The 14,053-nt window shown below is 38.4% G+C and carries 16 protein-coding genes; 10 read left to right on the top strand and 6 right to left on the bottom strand.

Going from position 1 to position 14,053, the window contains the following annotated elements:
* Positions 1-478: 478 nt before the first annotated feature.
* The 5 genes from HNP38_RS10690 to HNP38_RS10670 are packed head-to-tail and all read left to right on the top strand — an operon-like array spanning position 479 to position 4,707.
* Positions 479-1,825 (top strand): TolC family protein, encoded by a 1,347-nt coding sequence (locus tag HNP38_RS10690; RefSeq protein WP_184189169.1) that lies wholly within the window; start codon positions 479-481, stop codon positions 1,823-1,825.
* Between the two features lies 1 nt (position 1,826).
* Complete coding sequence (locus tag HNP38_RS10685; protein WP_184189166.1) at positions 1,827-2,417, top strand: SprT-like domain-containing protein; 591 nt, start codon at positions 1,827-1,829, stop codon at positions 2,415-2,417.
* A 2-nt stretch (positions 2,418-2,419) separates the two neighbouring features.
* Positions 2,420-3,502, top strand: a complete 1,083-nt coding sequence (locus tag HNP38_RS10680) for a mannose-1-phosphate guanylyltransferase (protein WP_228461035.1) — start codon at positions 2,420-2,422, stop codon at positions 3,500-3,502.
* Between the two features lie 31 nt (positions 3,503-3,533).
* The gene (locus HNP38_RS10675) at positions 3,534-4,205 is read left to right on the top strand and encodes a hypothetical protein (RefSeq protein WP_184189163.1); all 672 of its coding nucleotides are present in this window, start codon (positions 3,534-3,536) and stop codon (positions 4,203-4,205) included.
* Positions 4,165-4,707 (top strand): GNAT family N-acetyltransferase, encoded by a 543-nt coding sequence (locus HNP38_RS10670; RefSeq protein WP_184189160.1) that lies wholly within the window; start codon positions 4,165-4,167, stop codon positions 4,705-4,707. The genes HNP38_RS10675 and HNP38_RS10670 overlap by 41 nt, the downstream gene beginning before the upstream one ends.
* Positions 4,708-4,719: 12 nt before the next feature.
* Here the strand turns inward: HNP38_RS10670 and HNP38_RS10665 are convergent, their stop codons facing one another.
* Both HNP38_RS10665 and HNP38_RS10660 read right to left on the bottom strand, forming a co-directional pair.
* Positions 4,720-5,613 (bottom strand): TolB family protein, encoded by an 894-nt coding sequence (locus HNP38_RS10665; RefSeq protein WP_184189157.1) that lies wholly within the window; start codon positions 5,611-5,613, stop codon positions 4,720-4,722.
* Between the two features lie 4 nt (positions 5,614-5,617).
* Positions 5,618-6,067, bottom strand: a complete 450-nt coding sequence (locus tag HNP38_RS10660; protein WP_184189154.1) for a peroxiredoxin — start codon at positions 6,065-6,067, stop codon at positions 5,618-5,620.
* 32 nt (positions 6,068-6,099) lie between these two features.
* Between HNP38_RS10660 and nth the strand changes: the two genes are divergently transcribed.
* Positions 6,100-6,720 carry an endonuclease III gene (gene nth / locus HNP38_RS10655; protein ID WP_184189151.1) on the top strand — a complete coding sequence of 207 codons (621 nt, stop codon included), beginning with the start codon at positions 6,100-6,102 and terminating at the stop codon, positions 6,718-6,720.
* A gap of 160 nt (positions 6,721-6,880) precedes the next feature.
* Here the strand turns inward: nth and HNP38_RS10650 are convergent, their stop codons facing one another.
* The gene (locus HNP38_RS10650; protein WP_184189148.1) at positions 6,881-8,677 is read right to left on the bottom strand and encodes a DUF885 domain-containing protein; all 1,797 of its coding nucleotides are present in this window, start codon (positions 8,675-8,677) and stop codon (positions 6,881-6,883) included.
* Positions 8,678-8,845: 168 nt separating this feature from the next.
* Between HNP38_RS10650 and HNP38_RS10645 the strand changes: the two genes are divergently transcribed.
* From HNP38_RS10645 to HNP38_RS10630, 4 genes are all read left to right on the top strand, one after another.
* Positions 8,846-9,307, top strand: a complete 462-nt coding sequence (locus HNP38_RS10645; RefSeq protein ID WP_184189133.1) for a hypothetical protein — start codon at positions 8,846-8,848, stop codon at positions 9,305-9,307.
* 171 nt (positions 9,308-9,478) lie between these two features.
* Positions 9,479-10,183: a MotA/TolQ/ExbB proton channel family protein gene (locus tag HNP38_RS10640; protein ID WP_184189130.1), complete on the top strand. Its 705-nt coding sequence runs from the start codon at positions 9,479-9,481 to the stop codon at positions 10,181-10,183.
* A 61-nt stretch (positions 10,184-10,244) separates the two neighbouring features.
* Positions 10,245-10,643, top strand: a complete 399-nt coding sequence (locus HNP38_RS10635; RefSeq protein ID WP_184189127.1) for an ExbD/TolR family protein — start codon at positions 10,245-10,247, stop codon at positions 10,641-10,643.
* A 32-nt stretch (positions 10,644-10,675) separates the two neighbouring features.
* The gene (locus tag HNP38_RS10630; protein WP_184189124.1) at positions 10,676-11,557 is read left to right on the top strand and encodes a ferric siderophore ABC transporter substrate-binding protein; all 882 of its coding nucleotides are present in this window, start codon (positions 10,676-10,678) and stop codon (positions 11,555-11,557) included.
* A 12-nt stretch (positions 11,558-11,569) separates the two neighbouring features.
* Here the strand turns inward: HNP38_RS10630 and HNP38_RS10625 are convergent, their stop codons facing one another.
* Genes HNP38_RS10625 through HNP38_RS10615 form a run of 3 tightly spaced genes read right to left on the bottom strand, consistent with a single transcriptional unit; the run spans position 11,570 to position 13,980 of the window.
* Positions 11,570-11,962: a hypothetical protein gene (locus tag HNP38_RS10625; RefSeq protein WP_184189119.1), complete on the bottom strand. Its 393-nt coding sequence runs from the start codon at positions 11,960-11,962 to the stop codon at positions 11,570-11,572.
* Between the two features lie 60 nt (positions 11,963-12,022).
* Entirely contained in the window at positions 12,023-12,574 is a 552-nt protein-coding gene (locus HNP38_RS10620) for a hypothetical protein (RefSeq protein ID WP_184189116.1), read from the bottom strand.
* A gap of 2 nt (positions 12,575-12,576) precedes the next feature.
* The gene (locus tag HNP38_RS10615; RefSeq protein WP_184189113.1) at positions 12,577-13,980 is read right to left on the bottom strand and encodes a nucleoside recognition domain-containing protein; all 1,404 of its coding nucleotides are present in this window, start codon (positions 13,978-13,980) and stop codon (positions 12,577-12,579) included.
* Between the last annotated feature and the right edge of the window lie 73 nt (positions 13,981-14,053).

The following is a 14,053-nucleotide window of genomic DNA, read 5'->3' as shown; positions in this document are numbered from 1 at the left end:
TTCATAACCTTGTTGGTAGCACACTCTTCAAAACTTTTATTATTGCTTTGTGAAAAAGTAAATAAAAAGCACAGTAAAAAAAATAGTTGTAAATAATTTTTCATAGCATTAGGAGAATAAATTTTAATGGAAATAATTGAGAAAATCAGAGGATATTAAAATATTCTCAAAAATAAAGATATAAGCTTTTAAAACAGGCACTGTATTTCTACTGCACACATAAACGCATGAATTTAAAGGGAAAAACAGAAAAACTAAGTGTAAATGCAGTGTGTAAAACGGGCTCCTAATCAATAAAAAAATAATTTCATATCAGTATCAACTGAAAAAATGGTGGGCATTGCCTATAAAAAAGAACAGTTTGGCTTATTATATTATTGCCGAGAGATGAAATTTCCTGTTTTTTTAAAAAGAAATATTAATTTTTAAAACTGTAACTTTTTTATATTTGATTCGTCTAATTCAGTAAAAGATTAATATGAGAAAAGTTTGGATCATCATTTTTGGATTGGCCTGCCTGGGTTTAAACGCCCAGAAGAAATGGTCCTTAAGAGAATGTGTGGATTATGCCGTAAAGCATAATCTTCAGGTTATCCAAAATGAATATTCAAAACAGATTCAGGATGCTAATCTTAAAATGGCACGAAAGGAATATCTTCCTTCGGTATCAGCCAATATGAGTAATAATGTGAGCTTTGGGCAAACCTCATTCGGAACCGGTAGTTTAAGGAATGACAGGTTTAGCAACAGTGCCAATCTCGGGGCCGATATCCTGCTTTACAATAACGGGAGGCTGGAAAAAAATATCAGAAAAATTGAATTTGATGTGGAAGCAAGCCAATATGATGTGGAAACCATAAAAAATGACATTTCTTTACAGATCGCACAACAGTATCTGACCACATTGCTGAATAAGGAAATTGTAAAAATTTCTGAGAGTGCTGTTGGGAATGCCCAAAAACAGTACGACAGGGCTAAGATAACCACCCAGGTTGGAACTACGGCACAGACCATCCTCGCTGAAGCCGAAGCAGCTTTGGCAAGAGAGAAGCAAAACCTCAAAACAGCAGAAATCAATGTAGGACGGAGCTTGTTTGCCTTAGCGCAGCTATTACAATTGCCGGATTATAAGGGTTTTGACGTAGAAGATGTCAATGTTCCCGATCAGTTGGCTCCACAATTGAAATCTGTGGAAGAGGTATTAAATACGGCTTATGAAACCCAGCCACAGGTAAAAGCTGCAGAAAGCAGGATCCGGTCGGCAGAAGCCCAGACCGAAGTTACGAAAACAGCCTTCTGGCCAACTGTAACGGCGAGTGCGGGAATCGGCAGCTTTTATAATAATTTATTGAATACAAATTATTCAGGATATGATCAGTTCGGGAATCCTCTTAAAGAACCTGCATTCTTCCGGCAATACAAAGATAATTTCGGACAGCAGGCGGGGGTATCCGTCAACATCCCGATTTTTAATAAAGGAATTACGAAACTGCAGGTAGAACAGTCTAAAATTAATGAAAGCGTTGCCAAAAATTCACTGGAGCAGCAGAAGCAGACCGTAAAACAGAATGTTCAGAAAGCCCAGTATGATGTAGATGCCAATTATGAGATCTATCTGGCGGCTGTAGAAGCAGAGAAAAGCACAAAACTGGCTTTAGATTTTGCAGATAAAAGCTATGCGGCAGGAAGGTCTACCATCTATGATGTAAATATTGCCAGAAATAACTATGCCAATGCACAGGGTTCTGTGGCGCAGGCAAAATTTAATTATCTTTTCAGTCTTAAATTGTTGAATTTCTATGCAGGAATTCCATTAAGTTTGTAAAATGTCGATCCAAGCACTAGAGAAATATTTACCACAAAATACGCTTCAATATTTAAAATTCTGGTTTTCAGAATACTATATTCATATAAAGATCACAAGGAACAGAAATTCCAAACTGGGAGATTATAGAAAACTTCCGGATAATTCCCATGGAATAACCATTAATTCTACTCTGGCTCCCCCATTGTTTTTCTTTGTTCTCACGCATGAACTGGCCCATTTAATTGCTTTTGAAAAATATGGAAGAAGGATTTCTCCCCACGGGACGGAATGGAAGGATACCTTCAGGAAAATGCTTCTGGAAAGCATTGATGCCTATGAAGAAGATCTGAAACCAATCATCATAAAATTTTCAAGATCTCCAAAAGCCAACTTTATGGCAAGTCCAGAGCTTGTAAAATATTTTCATATTGAGAAAAAGGATGATAAGCTTCAGTTTATTGAAGAGCTTCAGAAAGGGGAATATTTTATATATCGCAGTGAAAAGTATTTATTAGAAGGTCTGATTAAAAAAAACTATCTTTGTAAGAACCTGGCTACTGGGAGAAAGTATTCTTTCAAACCTTTAGCTCGGGTAGAAAAATGCAGTTAAACATGTCAAAATCAGATAAATACTGTGTAATTATGGCAGGAGGGATCGGCAGCAGATTCTGGCCTATGAGTACTCAGAAATTCCCAAAACAATTTCAGGACATTTTAGGAGTCGGGCGCACCATGATTCAGCAGACCTATGACAGGATCAGTAAAATAATTCCTGATGAAAATATATTTGTAATTACCAACAAAGAATATGTAGCCCTTTCTCATCAGCAGATTCCGGAAGTTCCTGAGCAGAATATTGTTGGAGAACCCATGATAAAAAATACAGCTGCCTGTAATTTATATATGGCCAATAAAATTGCCGAGATCAATCCTAATGCGACAATGATCGTTCTGCCTGCGGATCACCTCATCCTTAAGGAAGACGTTTTTCTTCAGAAAGTGGAGATTGCTTTCGATCTGGCGTCCAAAAACGATTATCTTGTTACGCTGGGAATTACTCCAACGAGACCAGATACAGGCTACGGATATATACAGTTTGTAGATAAAAAAGGATCTGAATTTTTCAAGGTAAAAACCTTTACGGAAAAACCGATCCTGGAAATTGCCCAAAGCTTTCTGGAAAGCGGGGATTTTCTCTGGAATGCAGGGATATTCGTATGGAATATGAAATCCATTCATCATGCCTTTGAAATGTTCCTTCCGGAAATGACCCAGCATTTCATGGCTTGTGAGTATAATTCTGAGAAAGAAGAAAGCTGTATAGAAACCATTTATCCTAAAGTTCAGAAGATCTCTATAGATAACGGAATTCTGGAAAAAGCAAAAAACGTATACGTTATTCCTTCGGATCTAGGCTGGAGTGATCTGGGAACCTGGACTTCGGTATATGAAAATACTGAAAAAGACGAGAATCAGAATGCTGTAAAACAAAAGCATATCATAACCTATAATTCTGAAGGCAATATTATTCATATCAAAAACAGCAATAAAGCTATAGTAATAGACGGCTTGAAAGACTATATTGTCGTAGATACGGAGAAAGTACTGCTGATCTGCCCGAGAGAACATGACCAATTGATCAAAGATTATGTCCTTGACCTGAAAAACCTTAAAAAGGGAGAAAAGTTTATGTAAAAATGGCATACTTTCTGCCGGGTTTAGAATTATGAAAAAAAATATAGGCAAGCTCATACTATTTGTTTTTCTGTTTTTGGGAATGTTAACATACGCTCAGCAGAAGAAAAAATTTGCAGATATTCCGAATCTCCTTCAGAGAATAATTCCGGATGACAGGGTAGATTTTTGGGTATTGGTTTATAACACATACGGCAAAGACAGGGAAATAAAGACTTCGGGAGGGAAGAAAGATTATACACCTCAGTTTTCCGGGTTTGATATCTTTCCGGATGAAGACAGCTTTTATTATATCGTCTATTCATCAGCAGGAAAGACCAATTACGTCACTGACTTGGAAGGTTTGAAAAAGTTTATCGGAAAAGTAGACAATGTGGAAGAAGCGGCAATTGCTGCAACCATAGAAGGATACATGGTGGATGAAGAGTTTAAGGACATTGCTGGAAACTATTATGAGGACGGCTCCAATTACTATCTGGACCTCGGAAAACTGACCTCAAAAGAATGTCCCTATCAGAAAACACATTATACTTTAACGGTAAATAAATCTACAGGAGCCATTACCAGTGTAAAAGATAACGGAACTTATATTGAGCTGTACTATAAGAAATGTAAGAATAATCCAAGGCTTCTAAAGATCGAAAAAAAGGAGGAACCAAAAGATGAACCCAAAAAACCAGCCAAATCAACCCCACGAAAATAGTTTTTACGAAACAGAGAGACTAATCATCCGTCCGATGTCATTGGATGATGCGGAATTTATTTTTGAATTGTATAATAGCCCGAAGTTTATCAGATATATCGGAGACCGCAATATCAAAACCCTTTCTGATGCGGAAAGCTATATCAAAACAAGGTTTCTTCCACTGTTCGAAAAATTAGGGTTCGGTAATTACCTGATCGTTACCAAAGACGAAAATCAAAAAATAGGCGGAGTAGGCATATTTGAAAGAGAAGGATTGGATGTAGTAGATATTGGTTTTTCCTTACTGGAAGGATTTGAGGGCAAAGGATACGCTTATGAGGCGGCGGCTAAAGTCAAATCTATAGGGATGGATGAATTCGGGCTTAAAAAACTGTCGGCTATTACCACAAAAGATAATTTGTCTTCCCAAAAATTAATTGAAAAGCTGGGATTAAGATTTCAGAAATATGTAATTCTTCCGGAAGACAACGAAGAATTGATGTACTATGAGACTATTTAACCGGGACTAAGGTTATTTAGCCAACAACCAGAAAGGACTTTCATCCCGCTTAGGATTCTGTGATATGTTTTCCTTTTTTCGGGTCTTCAGATCAATCATTACCACCTCATAGTTTTTGGAATCACCGGAAGTGCACACTATTTTTTTTCCATCAGGAGACCAGGAAGGCGAATAATCTTCTTCATCGTCATTGGTGATGTTTTCAATACTTGTTCCGTCTGCATTCATAACAAAAATATCATATTTACCTTTAGCAGACTTTGCATAAAAAGCGATCTTCCTGAAATCGGGTGAATACTGGGCACCACCATCATAACCAGCCTGGTTTGTAAGTCTTTTTTCCTTTTTTGTCTTTAGATCCATTTGAAAAATTTCCCCGTTGAACAGCTCTCCTTCTTTTTGCTCTATTTCACGGGTAAAAAGGATCTCTCTGGAATTTTTACCCCAAAAAGCAACATCTTCAAAAACCTTGTTATGGGTAAGGCGTTCGGTGGTATTGGTTTCTAAATGAAGAATATACAATTCTCCGTTTTTCTCATCCCTATCGGACACAAAAAGAATATGCTTTCCGTCTCTGGAGACATTGGGTAAACGGTCATTGTATGAATTATTGCTGATATTCTTCTGGCCGGAGCCATCCGGATTCATAGAATAGATCTGATTTTTTCCGGTTCTGTTACTGTAAAAATAGATAAGATTACCGTCAGAAGATGCCCAAAAATCCTCTGCCGGATTTTGAGTAAGGTTTTTGGCTTCACTGCCTTTGGAATCTGTTTTGTAAATTTCAAAATTGCCGTCACGCTTACTCATAAAAAAGATAGCTCCTGAATTTTTACTTTCAGAAAGGCCATGACAGCTTGTAAAAAGAAAAGCTGTACAACATAGCAAAAAAGAAAAGATTTTCATATCATTAGTTTTCTAAAATCTGCGTGGCAGCCGTTTTGGAAGTCACTTTTTCAATAACACGTGTGCAGATCATGTTTTCATCAAAAATAAAAGTAGTTCTTACAATTCCCATGTACGTTTTCCCGAATGTGGTCTTTTGCTGCCAGACCCCAAACTTTTCTACGATATCACGGTTTTCATCAGCGATCAGATCATAAGGAAAAGCAAACTTGCTGTGAAAGTTTTTCTGCTTTTTCACAGAATCTGCACTCACTCCCAATAGTCGGAATCCCGCTTTTTTCAATTTGGAATAATTATCGCTGAGGTTACAGGCTTCCACGGTACAGGTCGGAGTATTAGCCTGAGGATAAAAGAAGACGATCAATTTCTTTCCGGTCAGTTTTGATGATTTTATGATATTTCCGTCTTGGTTTAGTCCTTCAAATTCCGGTAATGGGTCTCCAACTTTCAACATAATGTTTAATTTTGTTCAAATTTAAGGGTTACATGACAAAAAAACAAAGAGCAGAGCTCATCCAGCTGGAATTAGAAAAATTATATCCGGAAGTCCCTATTCCGTTACACCATACCGATCCGTATACCTTGATGGTTGCCGTGGCACTTTCTGCCCAAACCACCGATAAAAAAGTGAATGAAGTGACCCCCAATCTCTTCAAGGTAGCCGGAACTCCTGAAAAAATGGCTCAATTGGAAGTAGAAGAAATTCGCGAGCTTATCAAAGAGATCGGGCTTTCCAATACAAAAGCTAAAAACCTGAAAAGAATGGCAGAACTTCTTTTGGAAAGACACAATGGGGTTGTACCGCAGACTTACGAAGAATTGGAAGCCTTACCGGGAGTAGGACACAAAACCGCATCTGTGGTAATGAGCCAGGCTTTTGGTTTTCCTGCATTTCCGGTAGATACGCACATTCATCGATTAATGACCCAATGGAAGCTTACCTCAGGAAAGAATGTAGTGGAAACAGAAAAAGATGCCAAAACTATTTTCCATGAAAATGTATGGAATAAGCTTCATCTACAGATTATTTTTTATGGGCGGGAATATTCTCCGGCAAGAGGTAAAGGAGATAAGGATTTTATTACGAAAATGATGTTCGATAAATAAAAAACGATACTTTCGGGAACAGAATAAAATTCCCCTTCCATGAAGGGGTGGATTTTTGTGAAACAAAAAGACGGGGTAGTTAATAATTGAATATTAAATTGTAACACCCCGTCAAATCAAAGATTTATCACCCTTCAGAACAAAGGGAATTCTGTATATTTTACTTTTGCTTCTTCGCCCAAAGCTCCATTTTTCTGTTCAAAACATCTAAAGGAAGACAGCCCTGGCTCAGAACTTCATCATGAAAGCTCGCCAGACTGAATTTGCTTCCCAGTTGCTTTTGATATTGATCCCTCAGTTCCCGGATCCTTATTGAGCCTATTTTGTATCCTAAAGCCTGCCCGGGCATGGCCATATATCTTTCCACTTCTGCTGTGGCACTTGCCTCATCGTAAGAAATATTACTTAAGAAATATTTGATCGCTTCTTCTCTTTTCATTTTTCCGGTATGCAAACCTGTATCAACTACTAATCTTACTGCTCTCAGCATTTGATCGCTCAGATATCCCATTTTCTGGTAGGGATCCGTGTATAATCCGAATTCAGGGCCCAGTGTTTCGCAATAATGCGCCCATCCCTCACCATACGCACCGAACCATCCGAATCTCATGAACTTTGGAAGCTTTGTATTTTCCTGTTGAAGAGAAACCTGATAATGATGCCCCGGAATAGCTTCATGTAAGAAAAGAGACTCCATTCCTGAAGTTGTATTGAACTTTGAAGGGTCAGGAAGGGGCACATAAAATATTCCCGGCCTTTTCCCGTCAGGAGTTCCCTGTATATATTCTGCACTTGCACTTGCTTCCCTGAACTTTTCCGTCTGCCTGATCTCAAATTTCGTTTTCGGAGTTATGCTGAACATCTTTTTCAGCTTGGGAGTGATTTTAGCTAAAATTCCGTTAAATGCATCCAAAACCTCCTTAGAATTCTTATAAGGCATGGCTTTAGGATCTGTTTTTACAAAATTAATGAACTCTTCCAATGTTCCTGTAAACCCGACCTGCTGTTTTACTTTTTCCATTTCAGCCCGTAGCATGGCAACCTGCTGCAATCCTATTTTGTTAATCTCGTCAGGGGATTTATCTGTAGTTGTCCAGCTTTTTGCATAATACTTATAAATATCATTTCCTTTAGGTAAGCTGTTGTAGCCGTCTGTTTCTCTTGCTTTCGGCAGATATTCGGTTTCCAGGAAACTGGCCATTTTGGTATAAGCAGGAATAATGTTCTTGGCAATTGCATTTTTATAAAGCGTTGAATATTTATCTTTCTGTGCTTGTGTAAACGCTTTCGGGAAGTTCTTAACGGGCCCGTAAAAAATATTCTTTTCAAGGTCTGATGTGGTGATTTCCTCGGCTTTCATTTGAGGGATCATTTTTACGACCAGCTTTTTAGGAAGCACTATTTTACTATTGATCCCTTCACGGAAGTTTTCTATGGCTGCATCCATCCATTCCGGGAATTTTTCCATTCTTTTCAGCCAGTCATCATAATCTTTTTCCGTTTTGAACGGCTGGCTTCCCTGCCCGCTTCCATATAAGGGGAAAGAAAGAGGCAATCCTGAAAACTGAGTGAACGGGATGTATTCCGGATGATAAGCGTATGCCTCAATTTTGTCTTTTAGCGTATAGTCCAGGACATCATATACCACTTTATCCTCATCGGATAAGCTTTTATAATCTACCTGTTCCAGCTGTTTCTGAACCGTATTGTAAAAAGCAATTTCTCCTGAAATGAAGTCTTTATCAATATTGACGGGCAACTGGTCATTGTACCGGGTATCTCCCTGAGATGTAGCCTCTAAAGGATATAATTTTAAATACTGTTCATAATAATTGGCCGCAATAGAATCCAAATTTGCCGGAGTTACTTTCGTTAAAGGCGAATCAGATTTTTTGCAGGAAACCAGGCTTACTATTAAGCCTAAGCTTACTATGCCTTTTGATAAAATATTTTTCATTTTCAGAATCGTTTATGAAAACAAAAGTAAGTAATATTAAAATATTCCATGATCCATAGAATTAATTTTCAAAAAATAATTTTCAAAAAATTTTTCACATTCAATCAATTTTTTATCTTTGTCGAAAACGTTTAACACTCATACTATTACAGTTCTTTTTAAGAGACAATGAAAGGGATTTTAAAAATTTACCATCCGGACGAAACGCTAAAATACAATATAAGAAATACTTATTGTAAGGCGGTCTATAGCAACCAGCAGCATTTTCTTGAGGTTGAAATTATTACGGATGACGGTCTGGATCATGTAGATGATGATTCTTTGCAATATAACTTTCCGCAACTTTCGCTTGAAATCTTTGATTTTCCCATCGAATCGGAGGAAATCGAAGGAAAAGTGATACAGGTTAACGATTCTGAAGAGGAGACCTTTACAGAAGTGGATCTGTTTGATGACGAGGAAGCTTATATTTATGACAATGAGCTTTTGTTTGAAAGAAATGAAGAAGGAGAACTGCAGGTAATCTGGAAAGGAACCATCGATGATTTTTATACGGGATCAGATACCCCGCTTCCTTTCAGGCTTAAATGTGAATTTAAACAAGATGATATAAAGGTAGACGAAGAATAAGATCTGCCCTTATTATTTTCATATCGAATTTCTTTTCAAATCTTTTTGGAAAGAAATTTGCTTTTTATAGAAAATAACAAACTTTAAGTTGTTTTTAAGCAATTTTTAAGACCACAATTAATAATATTCCATTATTTTTGTCGTTTAAACCATTAAAAAACATACACATTAATGCTGTTAACGGAACTTACTCAGATTTTATTTGCGCAAATTACTGCACCTGTAGCAGGCACTGACGATTTAGAATTTTCTTTCTGGAAAATAATGTTCCACGGTGGAGCTTTCGCCAAAATAGTGATGGTTACCGTGCTCTTGCTTGGTGTGTTTTCCGTATACCTGTTTTTTGAAAGATTTTTCTTTATCAAAAGGCTTACTTCAAAAACCGATTCCAATTTTATGAATAATATTGAAGACTTCATAAAAGAAGGGAGGATAGAATCAGCAGCAGATTACTGTAAAAGACAAAACTCTCCTGAAGGAAGGATCCTGGAAAAAGGAATTTCAAGACTGGGGCGCCCGGTGTCGGATATTGTGAGTGCTATGGAGGCTCAGGCGCAGGTGGAAGTAGCCAATATGGAGAAAAACCTGAACCTTTTAGCTGTAGTACCAAGTATTGCTCCTATGTTGGGGCTTTTGGGAACTGTAATAGGGATGATCATTGCGTTCTTTAATTTATCTCATGCTACAGGCTCTTTTTCTCCAAAAACGCTTTCAGAAGGTATTTATACAGCCTTAGGACAAACGGCGGTAGGTCTGGCAGTGGCAATTCCGGCTAATTTCTTCTATAATGTGCTTCTGACCAGAATAGACAAGTTTGTTTTGAGGGCCCAGAATATGTCCGGAGAATTTTTAGATATTATCAATAAACCTTTATAAATCTTTCTTATGAAACCGAAAGGTTCCATCTGACGCATTAAAAAACAATAAAATAAAACAGATGAAAATTCAGAGAAGAAATAAAGCAAATCCCGAATTCAGTTTAGCCGCGATGACAGACGTTATCCTGTTAATGCTGATATTCTTTATGGTCACATCTTCAGCAGCCAATCAAAGTGCTATTGATGTAAAGCTGCCTAAAACCGGAGCCATTGAAGATAATATCCCGAATCCATTGACAGTAAGCATTAAGCCTGACGGTTCTTATTATGCAGATGATAAGCCGGTTGCAAGAGAGCAACTGGAACAAACGATTGCAAATGCACTGACCAATCAGGCTAATAAGTCTTTTACCATAAGAGCAGATGAAAATACAATGCACAAAGACGTTGTTTTTGTCATGGAAATTGCTGAAAAGCATAAGTTTAATATCGCCATTGCAACGGTGAAAGATAAGTAACCATCACAACAGGGAAATGATATCCATATAAAATGAGAGGCTATACTGTAAATAAAGAGGAAGAAAACAGAGACCGGATAAAAAGTGGCATACTTTCTATTCTCATCTGGTCTGCCATTTTGCTTTTTGTTTTTCTTTATAAATTGAAACCGGAACTGGAACAGGAGCCTGAAGTTGTTACCACAATGCTGGTCAACTTCGGGGATAACAGAAACGGAAACGGGATAGAAGAACCGGCTAATCAGGAAGGAAGCTTAGCGGCAGCACCGGAAGAAATTACTCCTGAGCCCGTAGAGACGGCAGTTCCTGAAACAAAAACCGTCGTAAAACCTGATCCTCAGCCTGAAACCAAGAAATCCGAGGCCAAGGAAAAGATCATTACCGGGAACAATTCAAAAGTTACCGCCCCTAAAAAAGAGGAATCAAAATCCACTAAAAAGACCACATCCGGAACTACAGCTTCCAAAAATGATAAGAAAGCTTCTGCCACAACGTCTAATTCTAAAACAGGAAGTGGAGACGGTAAAGGAAATGCAGCCATAGGGAACCTGATTAAAGGCAGGGGAACCAAAGCCGGAAGCCAAGGAACAGGATCAGGAATAGGAAATGCAGGTGATCCTTTAGGAGGTGATGGTGACGGGGATAGTAAAATTGGGATTGACAGAAGACTGGTAGGGTTTATTCCCGGAACAATGGGAAGAGGAGGGGCACAGCCGTCACACAGTTGTTCAGCGGGTGGGTCTATTACCATTTCTTATACGGTAGATAAGGCTGGAAATGTGGTTTCTGCAAGAAGGTCAGGAGGCGTATCGGATCCCTGTGTAGTGTCTACATCGGTTTCCTGGGTAAAGAAATATGTAAAAGCCGAAAAAGCAAATACCTCTTCAACCGGAAGTTATAAAATTACATTCTAAAATATAAAGCACTTATTCAAGTGCTTTTTTTATTTCGTTAATTCTGTTGATGACCGGAAGCGCAAAAATTCCGCTGGTCTGAAGATACATTTCGTAGAAAGCTTTTGCCTTGTCCAGAAAATCTTCATTATGGGCTTCTTTTCCTTTGAAATAGAAAAGATTTCCGAGCATTTCATAATAATCCTTGTGATCCTTTTCCTGTCTTTCATTCACCATTGCAGTGAGCTCTTCCTTTGTTTTTGAAGACACCTCCGAAAAATCCATCCTGAAAATATCTTTCATCAGGGAATCAAAATCCAATTCTTTCTGCATGAGACTTTCTTCAGGCTTTCCTAAAAGAAGTTTTTCCAATGCCTGGGTTAGCTGACGGATGAGTCTTAAGGTGAAATCTTTATCCTGGATCATAGAGTTATGGGTTTAAAGTTTAGGGGGTGATAGTTTGGAGTTATTCCTGCGGAAAAGCGATTATTTAAATTTACTATTATTTGAAAGTTTGATAGAGTTATAATAGTCAGCATGTTCAAAAGGAGAGTAAAAAACTTTCAATCCTAAAGAATTGAAGAAATCTTCATAGTTTTTCATGCTGGCCAAAGAAGGCTTGCTGCTTTCAATATTATTGCACTCAAAACAGATTAAAATATGATTGACCACTTTCTTGTCCTTATCTAAAAAAGCAATATTATGTCTGGGATAAAAACAGTCTGCGTGTAAAGGGCTGTCATCATTCTTATTTTCTTTCCCGCTTAGAATAGTATTAAGCTTTTTTATTTGAGCAGGACTTAATTTTCTGCTGATGGTATCGTGAAATTTATTAAAATCAAGATCTTTTGCTCCGGTTTCATGATATTCCATCGGATCTACGGTAGCAAAGGCGATCACCTGATCATATTCAAAATCGATATAATCCTTCAAATTCTGTTTTTTGACGGTTGCCTTTTTCAGACTTTCCGTTGCCTTGTACTCTTTACAGCCAACAAGCAACAGGCACAGAATAAGAATGGTTAATATTCTCATCACTTTTAAGCAAAAAATAAATAAGCCAGTATGATAGAAGTGATGATCCCCACCAAATCGGCCAGAAGCATGGCAATTACCGTATATCTTGTGTTCTTTACTGCCACTGCCCCGAAATATACAGCGATGACGTAAAAGGTCGTATCTGAGCTTCCCTGAAGCACCGCTGCCAATTTCCCTTGAAAGCTATCTGCTCCGAAAGTCGCCATGGTATCCACCATCATTCCCCTTGCTCCGGAGCCGGATAAAGGCTTGATCAAAGCAGTCGGAAGCCCGTCAACAAATCTTGTATCCAGGCTGGCCATGTTAGCCACCCATTTCATTCCGTCTATGATCACATCAAAAACACCGGATGTCCTTAAAAGAGAGATCGCGATCAGCATCCCGACCAGATAAGGAATGATCTTTACACAGGTAGTGAAACCTTCTTTGGCCCCTTCAATAAAAGCTTCAAACACATTGATTTTTTTATAGACTGCACCCAAAACAATTGCCAGAAAGATAAAGAGGATAAGCCCGTTACTTAATACTTTGCTGAATCCGTCCAGTTCATCTTTGCTGAGCTGTACCAGATACCAGACAAGCAGTCCGATAACGGCAGAAATCCCTCCGATATAAGCAATAACGACCGGACGGAGTAAATTGATCTTCTGATATAAAGAAACAATGATCATCGCGGCCATAGTTGCAGCAAAAGTCGCGATCATGCAGGGAAGGAAAATGTCTGTCGGTGTTTTAGATCCCATGGAAGCCCGGATCGCAATAATGGAAACCGGGATCAGAGTCATTCCTCCGGCGTGGAGGCACAGGAACATGATCTGGGAATTACTGGCAGTATCTTTATTAGGATTTAAGGTCTGAAGGCTTTCCATGGCTTTTAACCCGAAAGGAGTGGCGGCATTATCCAGACCTAAGAGATTGGCACTGAAGTTCATCAGCATATGCCCGAAAGCCGGATGGTTTTTAGGGATCTCCGGAAATAGCTTTGAAAAGAACGGCTGAATAAACCGGCTTAAAAGATTGATCCCGCCTGCTTTCTCAGCTATACTCATGAATCCCATAAACAGAGTCATGATCCCGATCAGTCCAAGACAGATTTTAACGGCGGTTTCAGAGGTTCCGATAACGCCGTCTGCTTCCTGAACGCGGTAAACTTTCACATCCTGTCTTAAAGAATCTGTTTTATAATGAATTCTGTTATCTGCAAAATCAGATTTTTTCATCAGGCTGTCTCTGACAACAGGAGAAAGGGCGTTCATTTTCTGTGTGGCGATCTGCACCGTATCACCGCCTTTTCCCACCACCATATCATTGAAAATGGTTTTGTAATGACCTGAAGAGATATATTTTATACTGGCAATGGCAATGGCAATAATGATAAATGCCGACCAAATTCTGCTGAGAACCATTTATTGTTTATTTGGTCTTAAATGTAGTGAAATTTTGAGAAAAAGGCGATCAATATTCTGTTGAGACGATCCT

The sequence above is a fragment of the Chryseobacterium defluvii genome, assembly GCF_014204415.1.
GTDB lineage: Bacteria > Bacteroidota > Bacteroidia > Flavobacteriales > Weeksellaceae > Chryseobacterium > Chryseobacterium defluvii_A.
This window is presented reverse-complemented; position numbering and strand designations above follow the sequence as displayed.